This is a genomic window from Segatella copri (genome assembly GCF_026015465.1).
In the GTDB taxonomy this organism is placed as follows: domain Bacteria; phylum Bacteroidota; class Bacteroidia; order Bacteroidales; family Bacteroidaceae; genus Prevotella; species Prevotella copri_E.
In genome coordinates this window covers 157,318-181,632 of record NZ_JAPDUQ010000003.1, presented here as the reverse complement: position 1 = coordinate 181,632, position 24,315 = coordinate 157,318, and the positions used below count along the sequence as shown (strand labels likewise).

15 protein-coding genes are annotated in these 24,315 nt (G+C 45.5%); 7 read left to right on the top strand and 8 right to left on the bottom strand.

The window, feature by feature from the left end; all coding sequences use genetic code 11:
• Positions 1 to 149: 149 nt before the first annotated feature.
• From ONT08_RS11960 to ONT08_RS11930, 7 genes are all read right to left on the bottom strand, one after another.
• Positions 150 to 335 carry a DUF6722 family protein gene (locus tag ONT08_RS11960; protein ID WP_117587261.1) on the bottom strand — a complete coding sequence of 62 codons (186 nt, stop codon included), beginning with the start codon at positions 333 to 335 and terminating at the stop codon, positions 150 to 152.
• A 145-nt stretch (positions 336 to 480) separates the two neighbouring features.
• Positions 481 to 2,406 carry a glycoside hydrolase family 13 protein gene (locus ONT08_RS11955; RefSeq protein ID WP_118200860.1) on the bottom strand — a complete coding sequence of 642 codons (1,926 nt, stop codon included), beginning with the start codon at positions 2,404 to 2,406 and terminating at the stop codon, positions 481 to 483.
• A 24-nt stretch (positions 2,407 to 2,430) separates the two neighbouring features.
• Positions 2,431 to 4,383, bottom strand: coding sequence for a type I pullulanase (gene pulA, locus ONT08_RS11950; protein WP_264960028.1), 1,953 nt, complete (start codon positions 4,381 to 4,383; stop codon positions 2,431 to 2,433).
• A gap of 131 nt (positions 4,384 to 4,514) precedes the next feature.
• Positions 4,515 to 6,650, bottom strand: a complete 2,136-nt coding sequence (locus ONT08_RS11945; RefSeq protein ID WP_264960027.1) for a glycoside hydrolase family 97 protein — start codon at positions 6,648 to 6,650, stop codon at positions 4,515 to 4,517.
• Positions 6,651 to 6,834: 184 nt separating this feature from the next.
• A complete protein-coding gene (locus tag ONT08_RS11940) occupies positions 6,835 to 9,510 on the bottom strand; it encodes a 4-alpha-glucanotransferase (protein WP_264960026.1) in 2,676 nt (891 codons plus the stop codon).
• A gap of 177 nt (positions 9,511 to 9,687) precedes the next feature.
• On the bottom strand, positions 9,688 to 11,022 hold the full coding sequence (locus ONT08_RS11935) for an MFS transporter (RefSeq protein WP_264960025.1): 1,335 nt from the start codon (positions 11,020 to 11,022) through the stop codon (positions 9,688 to 9,690).
• A gap of 20 nt (positions 11,023 to 11,042) precedes the next feature.
• Positions 11,043 to 12,068, bottom strand: a complete 1,026-nt coding sequence (locus ONT08_RS11930) for a LacI family DNA-binding transcriptional regulator (RefSeq protein ID WP_117728985.1) — start codon at positions 12,066 to 12,068, stop codon at positions 11,043 to 11,045.
• 340 nt (positions 12,069 to 12,408) lie between these two features.
• Here ONT08_RS11930 and ONT08_RS11925 point away from each other — a divergent pair, with 340 nt between their 5' ends.
• The 7 genes from ONT08_RS11925 to ONT08_RS11895 all read left to right on the top strand — a co-directional run bounded on the left by ONT08_RS11925 (position 12,409) and on the right by ONT08_RS11895 (position 23,897).
• On the top strand, positions 12,409 to 15,501 hold the full coding sequence (locus ONT08_RS11925) for a SusC/RagA family TonB-linked outer membrane protein (RefSeq protein WP_437183608.1): 3,093 nt from the start codon (positions 12,409 to 12,411) through the stop codon (positions 15,499 to 15,501).
• A gap of 21 nt (positions 15,502 to 15,522) precedes the next feature.
• The gene (locus ONT08_RS11920; protein ID WP_264960024.1) at positions 15,523 to 17,256 is read left to right on the top strand and encodes a RagB/SusD family nutrient uptake outer membrane protein; all 1,734 of its coding nucleotides are present in this window, start codon (positions 15,523 to 15,525) and stop codon (positions 17,254 to 17,256) included.
• A gap of 31 nt (positions 17,257 to 17,287) precedes the next feature.
• Positions 17,288 to 18,544: a SusE domain-containing protein gene (locus tag ONT08_RS11915; protein ID WP_264960023.1), complete on the top strand. Its 1,257-nt coding sequence runs from the start codon at positions 17,288 to 17,290 to the stop codon at positions 18,542 to 18,544.
• Between the two features lie 22 nt (positions 18,545 to 18,566).
• The gene (locus tag ONT08_RS11910) at positions 18,567 to 19,961 is read left to right on the top strand and encodes an Outer membrane protein SusF domain-containing protein (RefSeq protein ID WP_264960022.1); all 1,395 of its coding nucleotides are present in this window, start codon (positions 18,567 to 18,569) and stop codon (positions 19,959 to 19,961) included.
• A gap of 325 nt (positions 19,962 to 20,286) precedes the next feature.
• Entirely contained in the window at positions 20,287 to 21,453 is a 1,167-nt protein-coding gene (locus ONT08_RS11905) for a PDDEXK nuclease domain-containing protein (protein WP_264960020.1), read from the top strand.
• Between the two features lie 204 nt (positions 21,454 to 21,657).
• On the top strand, positions 21,658 to 22,503 hold the full coding sequence (locus ONT08_RS11900) for an Rpn family recombination-promoting nuclease/putative transposase (protein ID WP_264960021.1): 846 nt from the start codon (positions 21,658 to 21,660) through the stop codon (positions 22,501 to 22,503).
• A 227-nt stretch (positions 22,504 to 22,730) separates the two neighbouring features.
• Positions 22,731 to 23,897: a PDDEXK nuclease domain-containing protein gene (locus ONT08_RS11895; RefSeq protein WP_264960020.1), complete on the top strand. Its 1,167-nt coding sequence runs from the start codon at positions 22,731 to 22,733 to the stop codon at positions 23,895 to 23,897.
• Positions 23,898 to 23,975: 78 nt separating this feature from the next.
• Here the strand turns inward: ONT08_RS11895 and ONT08_RS11890 are convergent, their stop codons facing one another.
• Positions 23,976 to 24,200: a hypothetical protein gene (locus tag ONT08_RS11890; protein WP_264909212.1), complete on the bottom strand. Its 225-nt coding sequence runs from the start codon at positions 24,198 to 24,200 to the stop codon at positions 23,976 to 23,978.
• Positions 24,201 to 24,315: the final 115 nt, after the last annotated feature.

Genomic DNA, 24,315 nt, shown 5'->3' with positions numbered 1-24,315 from the left:
TATACATACTAAAAAGATTCCAATTCATAGCTATTGTTTTTTTTGTTCTTTGTGATCCTCTATCTTCACATAAACCAATGAGCCTATAGCTATAACTGAAAGGAACAAGTACATTCCTAATAATCCGTAATCCATATTATTTACCTTTCTTATTTTTTATTTTCACTTCGTCTGATAAGATATAACCCTGTCCCAAACGTAAGAGCTGCAAAAAAGACTGCTCCTATTAAAGTCCAAATCGAACCATCATCATTACCAAACATTCTCACTAAAACATAAGCTGTAACAATATATTTTGCTATATCTAACAGCCATTTGCCTAATTCTTCTATCATTCTAAAGCTATTTCGTTAACTCTGCTGCAAATTTACAAAGAATAATTGAAACGAAAGAATATTTTTATGAAAAAAAGCAGGCTAACACTGATAACTGCGTTAGCCTGCTGAGATATGAAAGTATCAAGTGACTGATACTAAGTCTTTAGAACTCAAGAATCATGCTCTGGCGAGGACGGAGTTTTACGTTCTTGTTGATAAGAACGGTGCGACCGTTTGTAACATCCGTAGCCTTGTCATGAGAACCGATAATCTCTGCATAACGGGAAACATTCAGCTCGTTTGCCTCGTTCTTGCCGTTGATCACCGTCATCACATTCTTACCCTTATACTGGCGGGCAATTACGTAAACACCCTTCTGAGGACAGAACTGGGTCTGCTTGCCCTTGGTAATCACTTCATTGCCCTGGCGCCAGTGCAACAGGTTACTGAGCCAGTTGAACATCTGGTTTTCTGCCTGTGTTCTACCCTCAGCTGTAAAGGCATTGTGCTTGTCACCAGCCCAACCGCCAGGGAAATCCTTGCGTACATTGCCATCGGTTACACTCTTGGTACCGTTCATCAGCACCTCTGTACCATAATAGAGCTGAGGAGTGCGGTTGATGGTCAGAAGCAATGACAGTGCCTGCTTCAAAGCCAGAGTATCCTTGCCTTCACCCAGGAAGCGGTCGGTATCATGATTCTCGATAAATGCCATTACGCTCTTTGGATTAGGATAGAGATAGTCGTAGCAGAACACGTTGTAGAGACGGTTCATGCCGTTCCACCAGTCATCGGTCTCCTCTTTCTTTGCACTGTTGATGCGGTCGAAGAAAGCGAAATCCATAACGGTTGGCAGATAGCTGTTCTTCTCTGAAAGTTTGCTGTCCTTCTGCCAGGCTGCAGTATAGGCTGGCTCGGTTACCCAAGTCTCGCCTACGGTATTGAAGTGAGGATACTCCTCGCCCAGCACCTTCATCCAGTGTGCCATCGCATCGCGGTCGGCATAAGGATAGGTATCCATACGGATGCCATCGATACCAGCGCTCTCTATCCACCACTCGCTGTTCTGAATCAGATACTTGATAACATGTGGGTTGCGCTGGTTGAGGTCAGGCATAGTTGGTACAAACCAGCCGTCTACGGTTTCTGTGAGATCAACCTTGCTGGCGTATGGATCGAGTACAGGAGTCAGCTTATAACTGGTCTGCAGATACTTATCGTTCACCTTAGCAGCGCCATCCACCGTACCGATGTTCTTCTGATGCTCGGAAGTCTGATTTTCAGGAGCCAGCCATTCTGGTGTGTTGAACCAGTCCTTTGAAGGCATATCGGCAACCCAAGGATGCTCGAAACCGCAATGGTTGAAAATCATATCCATCACAATCTTCAAACCTTTCTTGTGAGCCTCATCTATCAGCTGCTTATAATCGGCATTGGTTCCGAAACGTGGGTCTACACGATAATAATTGGTGGTAGCATAACCATGATAACTGCTGTTCTTGCCGTTACTTGGACTGTCGTTCTCCAAAACCGGAGTAAACCACAGAGCGGTTACACCCAACTGGTTAAAATAATCCAAGTGCTGGCGGATTCCCTCCAGGTCGCCACCATGTCGCAGACTAGGCTCTGCACGGTTGCAGGTCTTATCACGCATCGCCTTAAAGGCATCGTTCTTCAGATTGCCGTTGGCGAAACGGTCTGGCATCAGCATATAGAGCACATCTTCATTAGAGAAACCGATGCGCTTATCGCCCGCCATCTCACGGTTCTTCAACACATACTTCACCTTCTTCGACTGTTTGCCCTGCTTGAAGTTGAGGGTCATCTCACCAGCCTTTGCTCCATCGAGGTTAAGATAAACCAGGAGATAATTAGGAGAATCAAGGCGGGCGATGCTGTCTACCTTCACACCCGGATAGTCTACCGTTACATCGGCATTCTTGATATCCTTGCCATACACCATCAGCTGGAGTGAAGCATCTTTCATGCCCACATACCAGTCGGTAGGTTCAATGCGGTTCACGTTGACCGCCGCATTCATACTTATTGCACTACTCATAAGCAATAAAGAAGCTATTATCTTTTTCATATTACACCTTATTATATATATAAACTATTTCTGATAAAGTATCAAGGCTGACTGAGGGGCAACCTCAACATCCTTTCCCGAAACAAAGCCTAAGCCTTCCTCATTAATCACACCGTTGCAGCAAGCCACAGTATAATTACCCTCAGGAATCTGCATCTTCTTTGCCTCCTTATTGAAGTTATAAATCACGATGATGTTCTTCCAGGCATCAATGCCCTCCAGATTCTTGAGTTGGAAACCTACGAGACAAGTTTCCTGAGCAGGCAGGAACTCCAGATGCTGACGTACCTTATCGCCTGTTGAAAGACGGAATGCCGGATGATTCTTGCGGAGCTGGATCAGACTCTTGTAATAAGCAAACGCCTGCGGATACTTCTGCAGATTGGTCCAGGTAAACTGGTTGATGCTGTCAGGAGAATTATAGCTATTGTGTACTCCCTTCTTGTCGCGGAGCATCTCTTCGCCGGCAAGGATGAAAGGAACACCCTGTGAAGTGAAGACGCAGGTCTGCGCAAGCTGGTCGATGCGGAGCAACTCGGCAGTACGTATTGCTTCAGGGATATTCTTGTCGGTAAGAGATGCGATGCTTGCCTTCAGACGGTCTACCAGACACATATCGTCATGGCAGCTTACATAACTGATCTGCTCGGTAGGATTGTTGGTCCAAGGCTCCTTGTCATAGTTCACCTTTGTCATATCCACCTGCGGATGAGCAATGCCACCCACAATACCGAACTTCAGACTCTCCTCCTGACCTGTAAGACCAGCCAGGAGCGCACCCTGATGGTCATCAGAGAAAGGACCACGGAGCGCATCGCGCATATCATCGCTGAAAGCACCGATGCCCTTGAGCTGCTGGGTATTCGCCTTCACCGCCAGTTTCTCGGTAGGATAAGCACAACTGCCTGCACTCCATCCCTCACCATAAATATAGATGCTAGGATCGATGCGGTTTACCATCTCACGGATAGCCTGCATGGTTTCGATATCATGAACACCCATCAGGTCGAAACGGAAACCATCGATATGATATTCGTCTATCCAGTATTTCACGCTCTCCAGCATAAACTGGCGCATGAGAGGCTTCTCTGAAGCAGTCTCGTTGCCACAGCCTGAACCGTCAGAATACTTACCATCCTTGGTCTTGCGATAATAATAATCAGGATAGGTACGCTGGAAATTGCTGCCATTGATATCGAAAGTATGGTTATATACGGCATCGAAAATCACTCGAATGCCTGCCTTATGCAGCGCCATCACCATCTCCTTGAACTCCTTGATGCGGGTTACTGGAGAATAAGGGTCGGTAGCGTAACTGCCTTCCGGCACATTATAGTTCTTCGGATCATAACCCCAGTTGAACTGTGGTTTGTCGAGTCGGGTCTCATCTATAGAAGCGAAATCGAATACAGGCTGGAAGTGGATGGCGTTGATGCCCAGATTCTTGAGATATTCGATGGCCTTTGGCTCGGTGAGGGCGAGATACTTGCCCTTATATTTCAAGCCGGATGTAGGAGAAATGGAGAAATCACGCACGTGAAGCTCGTAGACAACGAGATCGGCTGGCGATTTCAGGGCAGGACGCACGTCCTTATCCCATCCAGATGGATCGGTATCATACAAATCTACGATGGCGCCACGGTTTCCGTTCACACCTACTGCTTTGGCAAATGTACCTGGTGTTTCACCCTTGCCAATATCAAAGGTATAGAACTTTCCCTTGAGGTCGCCCTTTACTGTAGCCTCCCAGCGCTCATCACCCAACTTCTTCATTTTCAGCGTTTTATAAGCCTTTCCTCCCTGACCTTGCTTATAAAGACGGAGGGTTACAGAAGACTTTTGGGCTGTTGGAGCATTCAGGATAAACATGGTTTTCTCCTTGGAATACATCATCTCATTGAATGTCTGCTGCGCATTCAATGAAGTTGGTAAAACGGTTGCTGTCAATGCTGCAATTATTAGTTTTTGGATATTCATATTGTTAAGTTATTGTTATACAGGACATTAAAGCGAACTGAGCGAAGAAAACCGTGACAGATTATCTACGCTCATTTTTGGCGTATTTCCGACCAACCGGACAGTTGGACGGAAATACGGAAATTATAGGCTTATTTAGCGAGCAATGAGATGGCGAAACCACCACCACGTGCTTCATTAATCTTCAAAACATCACCCTTCTTCACAGTCTTGTGGATGATCTGATAAGATTTAGGGTTCTTCTCGTAGTCGGCATTCTTGCCGTCCTGATAAATAGCGCAAGCATACTTCTTGCCCTTATCCAGAAAGTCGAGTTTTACTACGGCTGTGCGGGCTGCATCAGTCTTACCGCCTACAAACCAGTTGTCGGTACCCTTAGCCTTGCGGGCTACGGTGATATACTTGGCTGGCTCTGCTTCCAGGTACTTGGAGTCGTCCCAGTCGCAAGCTACGTCGCGGATAAACTGGAAGGCATCGTCATACTTCTCATAATGCTCTGGAAGATCGGCAGCCATCTGCAGCGGACTGTACATTACGAGATAGAGCGAAAGCTGACCACAGAGAGTGGTATGAACATAACTCTTATTGTTGCTCCACTCAGAAAGCTTGGTCTCAAAGATACCAGGAGTATAATCCATCGGACCACCCTGCAGACGGGTGAATGGCAACATTACGGTATGATAAGACTTGTTACCGCCAAATGCCTCATATTCTGTACCACGTGCACTCTCGTTGCCAACCAGGTTAGGCCAGGTGCGGCAGATACCTGTAGGACGGGTTGCCTCGTGGGCATTCACCATGATATGATGCTTGGCAGCGGTCTCGATGACACGCTGGTAGTGATTGTTCATCAACTGGCTGTAGTGATACTCACCTCTTGGGATGATATCACCTACATAACCGGTCTTCACGGCATCATAACCATATTTGTTCATCAGGTTGAAGGCATCTTCCATGTGGCGCTCGTAGTTGAGAGCTGCAGAAGATGTCTCGTGGTGCATCATCAGTTTCACGCCCTTAGAGTGAGCATATTCGTTGAGCATCTTGATATCGAAGTCAGGATATGGAGTCACGAAGTCGAAGACATCGAGCTTTTGGTGACCGAACCAGTCTTCCCAACCTTCATTCCAGCCTTCTACCAATACTTCCTGCAAACCGTTCTTGGCAGCAAAGTCGATGTAGCGCTTCACTTCCTCGTTGGTTGCACCATGAGTACCGTTAGGCTTGCACTTGCTGTAATCAGTAACGCCGAGACGCACAGATGGCAGATCGTTGGTATAGCTCCAGGTCTTGGTACCCACAATCATGTTCCACCATACACCGCAGTACTTGGTAGGATGAATCCAGGATGTATCCTTAATCTTGCAAGGCTCATTAAGGTTCAATGTCAACTTGCATGAAAGCATATCACGTGCATCATCACTTACCATCACGGTACGCCAAGGGGTATTGAATGGAGTCTGGATAAATCCCTTTCTGCCCACGGCATCAGGAGTAAGCCAAGACTCGAAAGTCAATGTTTTCTCGTCCAGATTGAGGTGCATGGTAGGATAATCCAGGCAGGCTGCCTCATGGATGTTGATGTAGAGTCCGTCCTTGGTCTTCATCTGGAGAGAGGTCTGAACACCGGTATCAGAGAAGACGGTGGTAGACGAATTACTCTTGTAAGCTTCACGGTTTTTCGCAATAATTGGGCGAATGCCTGTCAATGGAGTAATGTTGTAATCATACTCCTGTGTATCATAATCACCAGGAATCCAGTAAGCGGTATGATCGCCTGCCATGGCAAACTGGGTATGCTCCTCCTGGATGACAAAATAATTCAGACTCTCCTGCTGTGGGAACTCATAGCGCAAGCCCATACCATAATCATATACACGGAAACGGATGGTAATGTTGCGCTTAGAAGCAGCCTGGTTCAGGTTTACCTCCATCTCGTTGTAATGGTTGCGGATGGTAGCGGTCTCGCCCCATACCGGCTTCCAGGTTTCATCGAAAGTCGATGTCTTGCTGCCGGTTTCAGTAAAACCATCCATCAGGCTGGTTTCCTCCATACCCTTAGAGGCATGTTTATCCTTAGCCAACTCCAATCCTAAGTGGGATGGCTTACATACAGTCTTTCCCTTATAGCTCATCTCATAGGTAGGCTGTCCCTTTTCGGTCAAAGAGAAAGTTACCGAGACATTGCCGTCAGGTGACTTTACGGTCTGGGCCGCTGCCAACATAGGAAGCAAGAGACCCATCACTAATACATTCAGTTTCTTCATACTGTGCTATTGTTGTTATTATCGTCTATTTGTTAGTTTATACGCTAGTGAAGATTGCTTTACTTTGCGAATGCAACTTATTCGTTTGCAAAGATACAAAAAACAAAAATACCCTCCACGTTTTGGGAGGGTATTTTTCTGCAAATGAGTGTGCAAACGTTTGCACTATATATAATCATGTTAGTTAGACTCTTCCAGACTGCGAAATCATCTCTGTGATATTCTGCACGAAACGCTTGTCAGCAGCCAGATCCTCTATGTTGAGGTGCATGCGGTAACGCCAGTAATGCTTAGGGTTAGCCGGGATATTGATACGCTCGGCATCAGCATCAGGCAGACGGAGAGCCTCATCGGTAGCCAACCAGTCCTGGATACTCAATATGCAGAGCATGGATGGAGAGGTGAGATGGCGGCTGATGATGTCACTAGCCAACCAGCCTGGGAGTGGATGAGGTGCTGGTCCCTGACGGTAGAGCATCGTATTGTAATACTCCTGGGTACGCTGGACATTCTCATCCCACCACATACGCAGAGTAGGCATATCGTGGCTCGAGATGGTACATACCGAGCGGTATGGGTTACGGCTCAGATGTCCGAACTTAACCGATGGATCCTTTGGCATGCTCTGGAGTTCCAGACTCAATATCTTCAACTCGTCCATTACCCAAGGCACACAGTCTGGCACCATACCGAGGTCTTCGGCACAAACCAGCATGCGGGTAGCCTGAACCAGTTTAGGCAACTTTTTCATCGCCTCCTGATACCAGAACTGGTTGTTACGGCGATAGAAATAGTCGTTGTAAAGGCGGTTGAACGCAGCCTTGTCATTATCATAGAGCGACTCGTAGATAAAGTCAAGCTGGGCTGAGATACGTGGATGGAAGACGCCAGGGTTGGTATGATCACGTACGAAGAGTACATCGCTGATCAGGGCATACAAGCCATCACGCAGCCAGAGTTCCTTCTCATCTGTTACATCAGCAAAGAGAGCCTCAACCTTACGCTGGGTATCTACCTCAGGCTTCATCTGATAACGCTCGTCATCCAGACGGTCGAGATATTTCTCCTTTACCTCGCCGGCACGCTCATGGAACACACGATCCAATACCCAATCGGTAATGAACGGACGGGTAAAACGGTCTTCCTGGAAGTGTAAACCATAGCTTTCTATCTCTTCACGGCTCATGGCAAGCGCCGGTGCAAACTGTCCGAGCAATCCATGTACGCTATGTACCGGAATCTCCCAGATACGGAAGAAGCCCAATACGTGGTCGATGCGGTAAGCATCAAAATATCTTGCCATGTTCTTGAAACGGCGGTTCCACCACTGGCAGCCATCCTTCAGCATCTCAAACCAGTTATAGGTAGGGAATCCCCAGTTCTGACCATTGGCAGAGAAGTCATCAGGTGGAGCACCCGCCTGACCATTGAGGTTGAAGTATTTAGGTTCCATCCATACATCGCAACCATTGCGGTTTACGCCGATTGGAATATCACCCTTCAAAATAACGCCCTTAGCCTTGGCATGCTCGTGAGCCTCCTGCATCTGGCGGTCCAGTACGAACTGTACGAAATAGAAGAACGCCACGTTCTTGTAAGCTGCAGTCTTAGGGTCGGTAAGTGCCTTGCGCTCAGCCTCATCCCATACCTGATGATCTGGCCACTGGTTGAAATCAGCCGTACCATTCTTATCACGCAGGTATGAATACTGTGCGTAAGGAACTAGCCACAGTTCAGTATCCTGGAAGAAAGCCTTATATTCGGCTGTCTTCATCATCTTTTCACCTTCCTGATTGAAGATTTGGCGCAAGTAATTTATCTTGAAATCATTTACTTTCTCGTAATCTATCTTATCCAGTGCGTTCAACTCAGCACGTGTCTTCTCAGCCTCAGCACGAGCCTTTGCATCCTTCAACTCAGGAAGAGCATGAAGGTCGACATACTGCGGATGAATAGCGAAGACGCTGATGCAGCTGTATGGATAACTGTCGGTCCATGTATGGGTGATGGTGGTATCATTGATAGGAAGGAGCTGGAGCACCTTCTGACCGGTAGAAGCCACAAAATCAATCATGGTCTTCAGATCACCGAAATCACCGATACCGGCACTCTTACGGGTACGCAATGAGAATACAGGCACCTGCGTTCCGGCAAGTTTGCGGTTATACAGAGCGAAGGAAGCCTGGTCGAGTTCATAAGATACCAACTCACCTGCCTTCATCTCCGGCAAATCCACGGTTCTGTTCATGCTGTTTTCCCAGAGAAGCTCGTTCTTTGCATTTCTGAAAGCCACGAACTTAAACTCCAGATGACTGCCCTCAAGATGAGTCGCATCAATATCAGCCACCCATTCATTATAGGTATGCTGAGTCATCGGAAGAATCTTCTGCACATCCCAGGCACCCAAAGCTTTATCTGCACCCAATACACCCAGACGCTCACCATCGCGAAGCTGAGGAGCACGGACTATCAGACGCACAATCTTGCTGCCCGATTCCGGCTTCATCTTCTGTGGAGCCTGATGATTGATGCAATCGGTAAAGGCACTGCTGTAGAGGAAAGCATCCTCAGGCATAGTCTTCCAATGATCGTAAAGGGTATAAACCGCAGCCTTCTTGGCATTTACTTCGAGCTGATGCTTAATCATAAGCCATTCGGTCTTGACTGCTCTACCTTCACGTTCTACACTATAATAATAGGTATACGATTTTTCTGGTGCTTCAACACACCAGTCGCATGCCCATCTTTCACCATCTGTTGTCTCGAGAGGAAGTTTCAGTTCACCTTCCTCCGTCTGAATGTTTACGACGATCTGTTCGCCGAACATTGCTTTATACTCAATATTAAACTGTACTGTCATAAGACTCTTAAAGGCTCTAGAAAATGTTATAATTTATATTTGCTGCTACAAAGGTAAGAAAAACGTATGATAAACGTATCAGAAATTTGCATTTTTTCTCACACAAACCTTGCAAACGTTTGCACATTCCCCACTCCGCAGAAGCAATCAATTAATCGTTCACTCTGTTACTTACACCTATTTCTTATCCTTGATGATGCTCACAGACAGCGCACCCGCAATCAGCAGGATACCTGCCACAATCATCATATCGCTCTGATGAGAACCCACCAGACTCAGGACTGTTCCACCGCAGATGGCAGCCACAATCTGAGGGATACAGATGGTTCCGTTAAACAGACCGAGATAAGCACCCATGTGACCATATCCCTGCAAAGCATTGGTAACAAAGGTGAAAGGCATCGCCAGCATGGCTGCCCAACCGGCACCAATCATCAGGAACGGAATAAACTGCAGATACTGATCATGCAGGAATGGTATCAGGGCAAAGCCCACACCGCCGATAACCAGACTGACAGCGTATGCCACCTTCGTATTTTTAAACTGAGGGAGAATCACAGCCCAGACTACACTACCTACCGCCTGTACGGCAAAGAGAATGCCCACCCAGTTGCCTGCCTCCTGGAATGCTTCAGAAGCAGGATCGGTCGTATTCCATACGGTTTCAGCGATGGCTCCCGTAGAATAATTCCAGAGATAAAGGAAACCAGCCCAGCAGAAGAACTGAACCAGTCCCACCTTCCAGAAGGTAGATGGCGCCTTACGGAGCAAAGTAATCCAACCGGCCTTGTCTTCAGAAGCCTCAGCATTAGGATTCTTCACTCTTCCCTCTTCACTCTTCGCTTCATTATACTCCGCATACTGCTGTGGATTCCACTCCTTCACCTTCATCGTGGTGTAGATAACACAGAGAATCAGAATAGCCGCACCGATATAGAACGACCAGATGACAGAATCAGGAACCACACCCTTCTCAGCATAATTCTTGATACCGAGGAAGGTAAAGAGGAACGGGAAGATATATCCGGCTACAGAACCGGCATTGCAGAGGAAACTCTGGATAGAGTAAGCCTTTGCCTTCTGTTTTTCATTTACCATATCACCTACCAGCATCTTGAACGGCTGCATCGCCATGTTGATGCTCGTATCGAGGAACATCAGCGCTATCAGACCGAAGAGCATCGCACCGCTCACGGTCAGTCCGAGCGAACCGGCATTCGGGAGCAGGCACATTACCAGGACGGCAATCGTAGCACCCACAAAAAGATAAGGGATGCGGCGACCGAAGCGGCACCACGTCTTATCGCTCAACGTGCCCACGATAGGCTGTACCAGGATTCCCATCAGAGGAGGGAGAATCCAGAAATAACTCAAGTTGTGTGGGTCAGCACCCAACGTTGCAAAGATTCGGGAGATATTGGCGCTCTGTAGGGCGTAGGCAATCTGTACTCCGAAAAATCCGAAGCTCAAGTTCCAGAGCTTCCAGAAACTTAAATCAGGTTTTTGTTTCATATTGTTATGCTTTTATATTATTATCTCGTTGTTCCTCTCACCACGAGTCGTGTTCTCACCACTCTTTTCTCCACCTCATCTTTAGGGATGGAGCCTTCCACCTGACCAATCAGGATATTGGCAGCTTCCTCGCCTACGGCTACACCTCGCTGCTCAACCGTAGTAAGCATCGGGTCGCACGCCTTGGCACGGTCACCATTGGTGAATCCGCAGATGCTGATTTCTTCAGGCACCTTGAACCCCATCCGCTTGGCGGTATAGAGGATGCCGATTGCCGTATCATCATTGATGGCAAAGAAAGCATCCGGACGATCTTCCTCTATCAGAATATCCGGTGTTATTGCTTCGGCATTGGCACGGTCATCGCAGATCTTCACCCAGTCAGGGTTCTCCGTCAAACCATGCTTTACCAGCGCATCATGATAACCGTTATATCGGTTCTTGGAAATTTCCAGATTCATCGGCGAGCCGTAGAAGGCAATCTTCTTGCAGCCCGTATCAATCATGTGGGTAACGGCAGTAAAGGCACCCATATAATCATCTACCACCACTCGCGAGCAGTTCACGCCCGTACATATTCTATCATAGAAGATGAGCGGCACCCCATTCTGCCGCAGTTTTTCGAAATGATCATACTGCTTGGTATCCTTCGCCTGTGAAACGATGATGCCACAAACCTTGTTCTGATAGAAGTCTTCACAGATGGCCACCTCCTTATCGTAGCGCTCGTTACTCTGCGCCACCATTACACGGTAACCTCTGGCTCTAGCCTCTTCCTCTATACCCGAAAGCACCGACATGAAGTAATAGTGCACCACCTGAGGTACAATAACTCCAATCACCTTCATCGGCTTCACCTTATTATGTCTTAAAGCCTCACCCAGGAAGTTAGGGAAGAAGTTATTTTCACGCGCGTATTTTTGAATACGCTCCTTTTGGGCAGTACTGATACGAGAACTGTCCTTCAATGCCCGGCTCACTGTGGCAACACTTACGCCCAGATCGCGAGCTATATCTTTCATTGTTATTGTTTCTTTATCGCCCATTGCTATTAGTTGTGCTGCAAAATTACGAAATATCCTCAATATTGGTCAGAATTCATTGACATAAATCAAGTAATTTCTGTGCAAACGTTTGCACAAAATAAATAACGGAATTAACATAAAAATAGTACAACATAAGAGAAAAGAACTTAATTTTGCACACAGAAACGACAAGTTTATGGGCAAACGCCCCATTCCTACCTTATATAATATAAGCAAGATGCCAGAAAGACCCCGAAAAGAGCCAGAGCGGTATTTTAGAGTAGGAACGATGACAACTTAAGCCAAAAAGAATGAAAAAGTAAATAATTTAATATTATACATTAACTTAAAAATCAAGCAAATGATGAAGCAGGTAAAAATTAAATTGCCTCTCAGAGCATTGACCCTTGCAAGCGGTCTGCTTCTGACGGTGAGTTCCTTTGCGCAGACTAATGCGATTAAGGGACACGTGAAGGATGCTTCCGGTGAGCCTATCATGGGTGCTACCATTACAGTGAACGGTAAGGCAGTAGGTATTACCGACATGGATGGTAACTTCTCAGTTGATGCAGCGCCAGGTGCCAAGATTACATTCACCTATCTGGGTATGACACCACAGACAGTGAAGGCATCTAGTAACATGAACATTACCTTGGAAGATGACTCAAAGGCTTTGAACGAAGTCGTTGTCATCGGTTATGGTGTGGCTAAGAAGAACGACTTGACAGGTTCCGTTACAGCTATCAAGCCAGACGAGAAGAACCATGGTATCATTACTTCTGCACAGGATATGATTCAAGGTAAGATTGCCGGTGTAAATGTCAACTCATCAACGGGTGCTCCTGGTGATGGTGCACAGATTCGTATCCGTGGTGGTGCTTCTCTTACTGCGAGCAACAACCCATTGATTGTTATCGATGGTATGCCTATGGATAACAATAATACAAAAGGTGTAAACAACCCTCTTTCTCTTGTCAATCCTAACGATATCGAGAGCTTCACCGTATTGAAGGATGCTTCAGCTACTGCCATCTATGGTTCCCGTGGTTCTAATGGTGTCATCATCATTACAACCAAGAAGGGTCGTAGCGGTCAGAAGCCACAGGTTTCTTACAATGGTACACTTTCAGTAAGTACTGTTGCCAAGAAGATGGATGTGATGAATGCTTCTGAATATACAGACTTCATCAAGAACTATTATGGTGAAGATTCTTCTGCCTACCAAGGCTTAGGCTGGAAGAAGTTCAATGCAGATGGAACTCCAGATTATTCTGCCGGCACATACGATACCGACTGGCAGGACGAGATTTATCGTGCAGCTGTCAGCCATGAGCATAATGTCAGCTTGACAGGTGGAATCAGTAAGAATTCTTGGTCTATGCCTTATCGTGTCAGCGTTGGTTATACCGGTCAGGAAGGTATTCTGAAGGGTTCTGACTATAAGCGTGTTACTGCCGGTTTCAACATCAATCCATCATTGTTCGACAAGCACCTTAACATTAATGTCAACGGTAAGTATTCTTACTCAAAAACAAATCCAGGTGGACAGGATGCAGTAGGTGCAGCTATCAACATGGATCCTACTCGTCCTGTTAAGAGTAGTGATGAGAAATTCAAGAACTGGGGTGGCTATTGGCAGTGGGCATTACCTACTACCTCATATGACCCTACATTCCCATATAACCGCAACGACGATGCTCCAACAAACCCTGTAGAAAAAGTTGAAAACTACGATTTCTACAAGAGTGCGCATATTCTCTTGGGTAATGTAGAGGCAGACTATAAGATACATGGTTTCGAAGACCTTCATCTTCACGCCAACATAGCTGGAGAATATAGCACTGGTGGAGAGTACAACACCAACAATCCACAATCTACATACGGATTCTACTATGGTGGCAACAGCGAAAATAAGGAGAAGAAGTATAACGTTGTAGCTACTGCCTATGCTCAGTACACCAAGGATTTCAACAAGGCTAACCACTTCGACATCATGGCTGGTTACGAATATAGCCACATGAAATATTGGGGAGACCAGTGGAGCAAGTCTATGTATCCATCTACCTACGAAGGTAAGAATGATGCAGGCGAAGCTCTTGCAGGAACCGTGAAGTCTTACGATACAAGCAACTGGAAGGGACAGACTTACCTCGTGAGCTGGTATGGACGTGCCAACTATTCTCTGTTGGATCGTTACCTCCTTACATTCACTGCCCGTTATGATGGTTCAAGCCGCTTTGCAGACGGACACCGTTGGGGTTTCTTCCCATCAGCAGCCTTCGCATGGCGTATCAAAGACGAAAAATTCCTGAAAGATGTTGATGCTATCAGCGACTTGAAACTCCGACTTGGTTGGGGTAAGACCGGTCAGCAGGATACAGGTAGAGAGTACTACACCGCTACCTATAAGAAGAGTACAAGTAATCACTTCCTCTATCCAATCGGTGGTATTGCCAACAACCCAGGAACACTCTACCGTCCATTGGCATACAATGACGAATTGACTTGGGAGACGACTACTACATGGAACGTAGGTCTCGACTATGGTATGTTCGACCAGAGACTCACCATCAACCTTGATGGTTATATCCGCAAGACAACCGACTTGCTCAGCACAACAACCATCGCTGCAGGTCAGAACTTTGACAATGCGCTCTTGATGAATGCAGGTACATTGGAAAACAAGGGTTTTGAGGTAGCTATCACAGGTCGTCCTATCCAGACCAAGGACTGGTTTGTAGAATTGAGCGTCAACGCTGCTTACAACAAGAACGAGATTACCGAACTTGCTGGTGGTCGTGATATGATAGAGGCAGGTATGAAGGTAGGTCAGGATCAGGCTATCACCTATCATAAGGTAGGAAAGCCAGCCAACTCATTCTTGGTTTACCAGCAGGTTTACGATGAGAGCGGACGTCCAATCATGGGTTGCTACGTAGATCGTAATGGCGATGGTACAATTGACGAGAACGACAGATACTTCTATAAGAATATCGTGGCTCCTTGGACAGGCGGTTTCAGCTTCAAGGTTGCATACAAGAACTGGGATCTCGGCAGTAATTTCCGTGCAAGCTTCGGAAACTATCTCTACAATGGATACGCTGAGGGTGCAATAAATACGAAAGAAATTTGTAGTGCTAAGGGATATTACAAAAACAGCACAAAGGATATTGTAAATTTGGGCTGGACTTCATACAACTATCCTCTTACCGACTACTTCGTTCAGAATGGTAGCTTCTTGAAGTGCGACAACATCACACTGGGCTATAACTTCAACAATCTGCTGAAGGGTGGCAACTACAAGGGCATCTCTGGCCGTATCTACGCCTCATGCTCTAACGTATTTACTATCACCAAGTATAAAGGTATCGACCCTGAAGTAACATCAGGTAAGGACGACAACATCTATCCTCGTTGCCGCACATTCCTGCTCGGTCTGAACCTTAACTTCTAACATTTTAAAATAGATTTCGATATGAAACTCAATAAATTCAAAATAATTGCCCCAGCAGCAGCTCTTCTGCTTTCAGCAAGCTTGAGCTCTTGCATGGATGACTTGAACAAGGGAAACATTGACCCTACTGTTGATGCCAATCCTAATATTATGGGCTTATACAGCAAGTGCTATGCTGGTCTTATCATGGAGGGTAATGACGGTAATGCCGATTTCACTATCGACGACAATGGTAAGTCAACCCTTCTACGCAACCTGTTCAACTTCAACGAGGTACCTACCGACGAAGCTGTCTGCTGGTGGTCGGATGGCGGTATCGCAGATGTTGCCTACAATAAGTTAGATCCGGGTAATGCCACTCTGAAGAACCTCTACTATCGTCTGATGTCAAACATCTCTTACGAGAATCATTTCTTGAGCCTCGATGCAGCAATGGCTGATAAAACTAAGTATGCAGAGGTACGTGTACTTCGTGCCTATAGCTATTTCTTGATGCTCGACTTCTTTGGAGACCCGACATTCATTGACAAGATTTCGCCAGAAACACCACGCCAGGCCCACGCTTACAATTCTAAGTTCGAGGAAGGCAAGACATATACTCGCGCTGAGCTTCTTCAGTTAGGTCGTGAGTTCTTGTTCAACTGGGTAAAGGACGAATTGCTCGCTGCAGAGCCAGACCTGTTGGAGGCAAAGCCTGAGACAGACACAGATCCAGACTATGGTCGTGTAGACAAAGGCACATGCTGGTTGCTCTTAAGCCGTCTGTACCTCAATGCTGGTACATACCTCAATAACGATGGTCAGAACAATCCACATTGGGATAAGGCTCTCGAATATGCCGAGAAGGTTATCAATTCAGACTATAAGCTCTTCGATGACAGCAAGATGTCTAATGAGGCAAAGGCTAATGGCTACAAGCCATACGACCTGCTCTTCATGGGCGACAATGGTTCAAATGGTGCAAGCTGCGAGGCTCTTCTCCCATTGATGCAAGATGGAGAAAAGACTCAGGGATGGGGTGGTTCTATGTTCTATGTAGCAGCTCTTTGGGATGCTACGATGCAGACTGTTACAGGTAAGGATGCTGCCACTACTGCCAACACATGGTCAGGTATGCGTGTTCGTCCACAATTCGTAGAGAAGTTCTTCACCGATCCAAAAGTTGTTGTAAACAAGTCAGCTTCCGAAATCCGTGCTATGAACGTTGACGACCGTGCTATCCTTTGGGGTAAGGGCAACAGTGACGGCGATCGTACTTTGGAGATTGGTGCTAACGATAAGTTCGTCAAGGGTATTGCAACACCAAAATGGAATAACAACTATTCTAATGGTGATACTCCTCACGACAGCTATAACGTAGATATAGACTTCTTCCTCTTCCGTGTAGCAGAGGCTTACCTCAATGCTGCAGAGGCAGAGATGCACATCAATGGCGAGGGTTCGGCTAAGGCTAAGGGTTATATCGACGCTCTCCGCAATCGTGCCCACGCAGCCGTACGTCCTTCTTACACTCTTAACGATGTTCTTGACGAGCGTTCTCGCGAGCTTTATTGCGAGGGTCTGCGCCGTACCGACTTGATTCGTTTCAATCAGTTTGGTGGAACTGAGGCTACATACAAATGGGAGCTTAAGGGTGGTAGTACTAATGGTACAACCTTCACCAAGACCTATAATGTATATCCTCTCCCATCTTCAGAGGTTCGTTCTAACAAGAACTTGACACAGATTGATGGATACAACGAGGTTCAAAACTAAAGTATAATAGAATTATAAAAGAAAACACAATATGAAGAATAAATATATAATTGGTGCTCTGCTTATCGGCATCATCAGCTTATTCGCTTCATGTTCGGATGACAACGACTCAAACCCTACGCTTATCCAGCCTAAGGAGTTCACGTTGAATACTCCAGAATATGCCAATGCGACTATTGATTTGGAAAGATCTACTGGTCTTGAGCTTACATGGTCACAGCCTAAGTACACAGCAGACAATGCCCCAATCAACGCAACATACGAAGTGCAAGTATCTCCAACCAACAGCTTCACAGTTTCTACTGATGAAGCTGCTGCAGACGAGAGTGGAGAAAAGGTGCCAGACTACGCTGTTCTTAGCAACACCACACAGAAATGTAATATTTCTGCCTCTGCAGAAGAAATGGACAAGGCATTGGTAAAGATACTTAAATGGACTGAAGGTAATGTTCCTGCCGAGCAGGAGATGTACGTTCGTATTAACGCTTACATCCTTGAGGGCACAAACCACCTGAACCCTGTCGCTTCAAACTCAGTAAAGCTCAAAGTAAAGCCTTACTATATTGAACTGAAGGATGCTGTTCCAACAATGTGGTATCTTGTAGGTAATATGTTCGGCGCTAAGTGGGCAAACGACAAGAACATTGGAGTAGACGCACTTCCTATGTTCCTTAAGCCAAACTTCTCTTACGACAAGAAGACTGGTGCTGGTGAGATTGAATACACCAACTACTTCCTTACCGGCGATTACAACGACAAGGCCGAGTGCGACGGAGCTGGCTTCAAGATTATGCCTTCAAGCTTCAACTGGGATTACTGTATGAACGCCGATGGCGCTACAAAGGGTACAATCGTCAACCGTAACGGTGGTAGCGACGGTGGTCACATCGTAGCCGAAACAGCCGGTTACTACACCATCACTCTTAACACCGCTGACAACACAGCCAAGATGGTGAAGTACGAGGGTAATGTAACCAACTATGGTACTATCCAGATTAGTGGTTCATTCAATGATTGGGCTGACACTCCAATGCTTCCTTACAACACTGAGGGCGTTGAGAACCACGCTTGGTACTATGTAATGGATGTTCCTGCCGGCGAGACTGCACAGTTCAAGTTTAAGATTGAAGGTTCTTGGGACACCAGCTGGGGATATGGTGCAGAAGATGGCGCTATCAACATGTACGGAAAGTGTGATGCAGGTGGCAAGAACATCGGCTTGGCAGAAGGCAAGTACGTCATCTCATTCAACGACATCACTGGTTCGTTCAGCATCGTTAAATTGTAAAACATTTAAAGTATAGACAATTATGATTAAGAAAATATTATTGGGAATGACCCTGCTGATGGCTATGGTGTCTTGCACCGAAGACTACACAGATTGGGGTAACCCACAGACAAATCCTCAGGAGGAAGCTGTGGCATTCGGAAACGGTAGCGTAGCTCCAGTTGATGTCATCAACTTGGCTGACGTTAAGACAGAGAAGGTAAAAGTAGCGAGCATTGTTGCTCCTACTTCTTCCGATGCTGCTTATACACCTAATTATAAGATTAACTTCGACGGTCAGTCATTCGACATTGATGCTGATGGCAATATGGCAACAGCTGAATTGACAAGCTATATCGTAGATAAGTATGGCAAGCGTCCTACAGAGCGCGACATCGATGCTACTCTTGATGCATGGGTAAGCAATGGAGCAACAGCCGTGAAGATGGCTACTTCAGAGAAGTTCCAGATTAAGGCCATTCCTGAGGCTCCAGTTATAGAAGAAGGTTACTACCTCGTTGGCGACATGTTTACTACAGATGACGTAAATGGTTGGACTAAGGAAGTAGCAAAAGCATTCAACCACAGCGACAAGGATGTATATGAAGATCCGGTCTTCACCGTATCTTTCGAAACAACCAAGGCTGACCAGTACTGGAAAATTATTCCTAAGAAGAACATCGACTCTGGCGACATCTGGGCTGCCGGCGTAGTAGGTCCTAAGGTTGACGGCGACGACAGCATGACTGGTACGCTGACCAACGGTGACGCTAAGGCTGGTAAGATTGCCAAGGCTGGTAAGTACAAGCTCACCATCAACATGATGGACTACACTTATACCATAGAGGAGGTTAACTACGATCCATTCATCTACTTCATCGGCGCAACTGACGGCTGGACAAACGCTGAGCAGAAGCTTGCACTCGTAGACGATGCAAAGGGAGTATACACTGGATACCTTTATTGTGCCGACCCTAACGGTTGGGGCAATCAGTTCAAGTTCCAGCGTGTAGCCGGTAGTTGGGATAATGAGATAAATTCTGGTGCATTCAGCACATTCTCTGGTGCAGCAACCAGCGAAGGTGGAAACATCAGCGTTAACGCAGGAGAAGGTGTATACTACTTCGATGTTAATCTTGGAGAAGGCACTATCACAGCCACTAAGGTTGAGACCATGGGTATCATTGGTGGTTTCAATAATTGGGCTGGCGACGCTCCAATGACTTGGAATGCTGAAGAGTATTGCTTCGAGGCAACTAATGTTGGTGTGACAGCCGACGGTTGGAAGTTCCGCGTAAATGGTGGTTGGGACATCAACCTCGGTGGAAGCCTCAACAACCTGACAGCAGGTGGCGACAACCTTTCGGTTGCAGGCAACACAGTCAAGTTGTATCCTACAAGAAAGACTAAGGACAATATCTACTGCACAGTAGAATAAGCATTTGCTTCATCATAATAAAAATAGTATAACCAATAGGCGGCTCTCAATTCCGGGAGCCGCCTATTTTTCTTTCTCCTCATCCTTTTCAAGTATTTTTTCCCTAAAACCTTGGAAGTTACGAGGAAAAGTCGTATATTTGCAGAAGAAAAGCTGCACTCGGCAAATTGAAAACAAGCTTTCTTTGCGCTCGTTTGCATTTTCTTTGCAGAAGAAAAGCTGCACTCGGCAAATTGAAAACAAGCTTTCTTTGCGCTCGTTTGCATTTTCTTTGTCCCAAAATCCGTATGCCTTCTGTTAGAAGACCAAATTAAAACATTACTCTATGGATAGTTTGATACAATATAACAATGCTGTCAACGCTATAAAGACAGCCATACTTCAAGGACAATATGAAGCAGCCAAAGGTGTGAACCGCATACAACTTGCTTTATATTTTGCCATCGGAAAATATCTTTCACAACATACCCGCAAAGGAGTATGGGGCGAGGGCGCATTAGCATCCATCAGCGAACAACTTCGCAAGGAACTACCAGGTCTTCGAGGATTCTCGGAAACTCAAATGAAGGATATGAGACGTTTTTATGAAGCATGGAATATGCTTGACAGCAATTCGGCGGTTGCAACCGCCGAATTGTGCTTTGAGAATTCAGCGGTTGCAACCGCTGAATTACAAAATAGTGAAAATCAGATAGATATATTCCATACTTTATCTATTTCTAATATTCCAGATTTTCCTGTTGAGGACTTCTTTAAAGTACCATTCACACACCACTCTGCCATCATTAGTGGACCAAAAGAAACCTCGGCACGCTTTTATTATATTCACCGCACTGTAGAGGAACATCTTTCCGTAAAGAAGCTCCGCCAACTTATAAAGGAGGATGCTTACCATGGCCAAGGACGCATGCCTAACAATTTTACCAGGACCATCAACAATCCTAGGGAAGCTCGACGTGCAGTAGAAATGTTCAAGGATGAATATCTACTTGACTTTATCAATGTAGAAGAGATTGGGGAACGCGAAAAAATAGATGTCGACGAACGAGTTGTAGAACAAAGCATCGTTCAGAACATCAAGAATTTCATCATGACCTTTGGCAGAGACTTTGCTTTCATCGGCAACCAATACCATTTGAAAATCTATGGTGTTGAACAATTCCCAGACCTGCTGTTTTTCAATCGAGAATTGAACGCCATGGTTTGCATAGAGCTAAAACTTGGCGAGTTTAAGACCTCTTATCTTGGGCAACTTTTTGGCTATCTCCAAATTCTCGACGACAAGGTGCGTAAGCCACACGAGAATCCGTCTATTGGAATCATTCTTTGCCAATCAGCAAACTACTCTTATGCAGAATATGCTGTTCGAGACTACAGCAAGCCGATGGGAGTTGCTACCTACAAGACGTTGGATGACATGCCTGAAAGGTTACGCAAGGCTTTGCCTGATATGAAGAAAATGATGGACTTGCTAAAAAACAAGGAAGAATAATATCCCCCTAAACATTTGGAGATTATTAGAAGATTAAAGAATAACATTCAATGGGCGGCTCTCAATTCCGGGAGTCGCCTATTTTTCTTTCTCACCATCCTTTTCAAGTATTTTTTCCCTAAATCCTTGGAAGTTACGAGGAAAAGTCGTATATTTGCAGGCGAATAGCAATATTGCGTCCACGACCTTATAAAGCGTAAGCAGATGGCAAGATTTATAGACCCACGTGTCGATTGGGCTTTCAAGAGGATATTTGGAAGCGAAGACACGAAAGAATGTCTGATCACATTCCTCAACGGACTGTTTGAAGACGAGTTGGTAATCAAGGACGTGACGTTTGCCAAGACCGAAAAACTTGGCTTGCGCCCCGATGACCGCGGTGTGGTCTTCGATGTCTATTGCATCACAAACGAGGGCAAGCATGTCATCGTAGAGATGCAGAAGAAAGAACAGGAATACTTTGCCGACAGGGCATTGTATTACACGGCACGTGCCATTGTGCAGCAAGGCATCCGTGGAATTTGGGACTATCACTTGGCTCCTGTCTATACTGTATGTTTCATGGATTTCGTGTCGAATAGTCCAATGCTAAAGGAGTTTCGTACCGACTTGGTGCTTACCGATTTGCAGACACGCCAGCGAGTGTCCGACAGGATGCGTATTGTGTACCTCCAGTTGCCATTGTTCGACAAGCATACGGAGGCAGAGTGTATGGATATATTTGATTGTTGGATTTATATAGTGAAGAATATGAACATGTTTGAACAGATGCCATTCAGCGAGAAGTATCCAGTCTTCCGCAAGTTGGCAGAAATAGGCGACCTCCGCAAGCTCTCCCGAGAGGAACTCGAGCTGTATGACGAGGACATCAAGAATATGCGTGATATATATGCCACCAGAAAGTTTGATGAAAAGAAAGGGATGGAAATAGGTATGGAAAAAGAAAAGCTAGCCACAGCTCGCCGCCTTCTGTCAATGGGCCTTTCTGATGAGCAAGTATCAACAGCCACCGAACTTCCACTGGAGGAAATCCAGAAAATGAAGGAATAAGAAGAGATTACTAGGCGGTTCTCGAACATATCGGGAGCCACCTATTTTCTTCTCAAAAAAACTTTTCCACCCTAAATCCTTGCGAGTTTCAGGATAAAGTCGTATCTTTGCAGAAGAAAAGCTGCACTCGGCAAATTGAAAGCAAGCTTTCTTTGCACTCGTTTGCATTTTCTTTGTCCCAAAATCCGTATGCCTTCTGTTAGAAGACCAAATTAAAACATTACTCTATGGATAGTTTGATACAATATAACAATGCTGTCAACGCTATAAAGACAGCCATACTTCAAGGACAATATGAAGCAGCCAAAGGTGTGAACCGCATACAACTTGCTTTATATTTTGCCATCGGAAAATATCTTTCACAACATACCCGCAAAGGAGTATGGGGCGAGGGCGCATTAGCATCCATCAGCGAACAACTTCGCAAGGAACTACCAGGTCTTCGAGGATTCTCGGAAACTCAAATGAAGGATATGAGACGTTTTTATGAAGCATGGAATATGCTTGACAGCAATTCGGCGGTTGCAACCGCCGAATTGTGCTTTGAGAATTCAGCGGTTGCAACCGCTGAATTACAAAATAGTGAAAATCAGATAGATATATTCCATACTTTATCTATTTCTAATATTCCAGATTTTCCTGTTGAGGACTTCTTTAAAGTACCATTCACACACCACTCTGCCATCATTAGTGGACCAAAAGAAACCTCGGCACGCTTTTATTATATTCACCGCACTGTAGAGGAACATCTTTCCGTAAAGAAGCTCCGCCAACTTATAAAGGAGGATGCTTACCATGGCCAAGGACGCATGCCTAACAATTTTACCAGGACCATCAACAATCCTAGGGAAGCTCGACGTGCAGTAGAAATGTTCAAGGATGAATATCTACTTGACTTTATCAATGTAGAAGAGATTGGGGAACGCGAAAAAATAGATGTCGACGAACGAGTTGTAGAACAAAGCATCGTTCAGAACATCAAGAATTTCATCATGACCTTTGGCAGAGACTTTGCTTTCATCGGCAACCAATACCATTTGAAAATCTATGGTGTTGAACAATTCCCAGACCTGCTGTTTTTCAATCGAGAATTGAACGCCATGGTTTGCATAGAGCTAAAACTTGGCGAGTTTAAGACCTCTTATCTTGGGCAACTTTTTGGCTATCTCCAAATTCTCGACGACAAGGTGCGTAAGCCACACGAGAATCCGTCTATTGGAATCATTCTTTGCCAATCAGCAAACTACTCTTATGCAGAATATGCTGTTCGAGACTACAGCAAGCCGATGGGAGTTGCTACCTACAAGACGTTGGATGACATGCCTGAAAGGTTACGCAAGGCTTTGCCTGATATGAAGAAAATGATGGACTTGCTAAAAAACAAGGAAGAATAATATCCCCCTAAACATTTGGAGATTATTAGAAGATTAAAGAATAACATTCAATGGGCGGCTCTCAATTCCGGGAGTCGCCTATTTTTCTTTCTCACCATCCTTTTCAAGTATTTTTTCCCTAAATCCTTGGAAGTTACGGATAGTTACGACATGACAGAACCCTTTAGATTCAATCAAAGGGTTCTCTTTATAATCAGCCTTAACTGATTCATCAAGATAGATGCGAATAAGGGATGCCTCTTCTTCTACACGTACTACTTCAAAATTTGAAAGTATCTCTGATGGCAGAATTAATTGTGCCAACGCTAATAGTCCTTGATTTTCATGACGCAAAGGTATAAAATTTCAGAAAAATAAAGTCCATAACAACAGACAATGGGATGGATTTTTGCACTTGCTTGTTGAATTTGCGTTCTTT

Coding starts and splice junctions, on each gene's coding strand:
- ONT08_RS11960 (WP_117587261.1), bottom strand. CDS start 335: ATGATAGAAGAATTAGGCAAATGGCTGTTAGATATAGCAAAATATATT.
- ONT08_RS11955 (WP_118200860.1), bottom strand. CDS start 2,406: ATGAAAAAGATAATAGCTTCTTTATTGCTTATGAGTAGTGCAATAAGT.
- pulA (WP_264960028.1), bottom strand. CDS start 4,383: ATGAATATCCAAAAACTAATAATTGCAGCATTGACAGCAACCGTTTTA.
- ONT08_RS11945 (WP_264960027.1), bottom strand. CDS start 6,650: ATGAAGAAACTGAATGTATTAGTGATGGGTCTCTTGCTTCCTATGTTG.
- ONT08_RS11940 (WP_264960026.1), bottom strand. CDS start 9,510: ATGACAGTACAGTTTAATATTGAGTATAAAGCAATGTTCGGCGAACAG.
- ONT08_RS11935 (WP_264960025.1), bottom strand. CDS start 11,022: ATGAAACAAAAACCTGATTTAAGTTTCTGGAAGCTCTGGAACTTGAGC.
- ONT08_RS11930 (WP_117728985.1), bottom strand. CDS start 12,068: ATGGGCGATAAAGAAACAATAACAATGAAAGATATAGCTCGCGATCTG.
- ONT08_RS11925 (WP_437183608.1), top strand. CDS start 12,409: ATGATGAAGCAGGTAAAAATTAAATTGCCTCTCAGAGCATTGACCCTT.
- ONT08_RS11920 (WP_264960024.1), top strand. CDS start 15,523: ATGAAACTCAATAAATTCAAAATAATTGCCCCAGCAGCAGCTCTTCTG.
- ONT08_RS11915 (WP_264960023.1), top strand. CDS start 17,288: ATGAAGAATAAATATATAATTGGTGCTCTGCTTATCGGCATCATCAGC.
- ONT08_RS11910 (WP_264960022.1), top strand. CDS start 18,567: ATGATTAAGAAAATATTATTGGGAATGACCCTGCTGATGGCTATGGTG.
- ONT08_RS11905 (WP_264960020.1), top strand. CDS start 20,287: ATGGATAGTTTGATACAATATAACAATGCTGTCAACGCTATAAAGACA.
- ONT08_RS11900 (WP_264960021.1), top strand. CDS start 21,658: ATGGCAAGATTTATAGACCCACGTGTCGATTGGGCTTTCAAGAGGATA.
- ONT08_RS11895 (WP_264960020.1), top strand. CDS start 22,731: ATGGATAGTTTGATACAATATAACAATGCTGTCAACGCTATAAAGACA.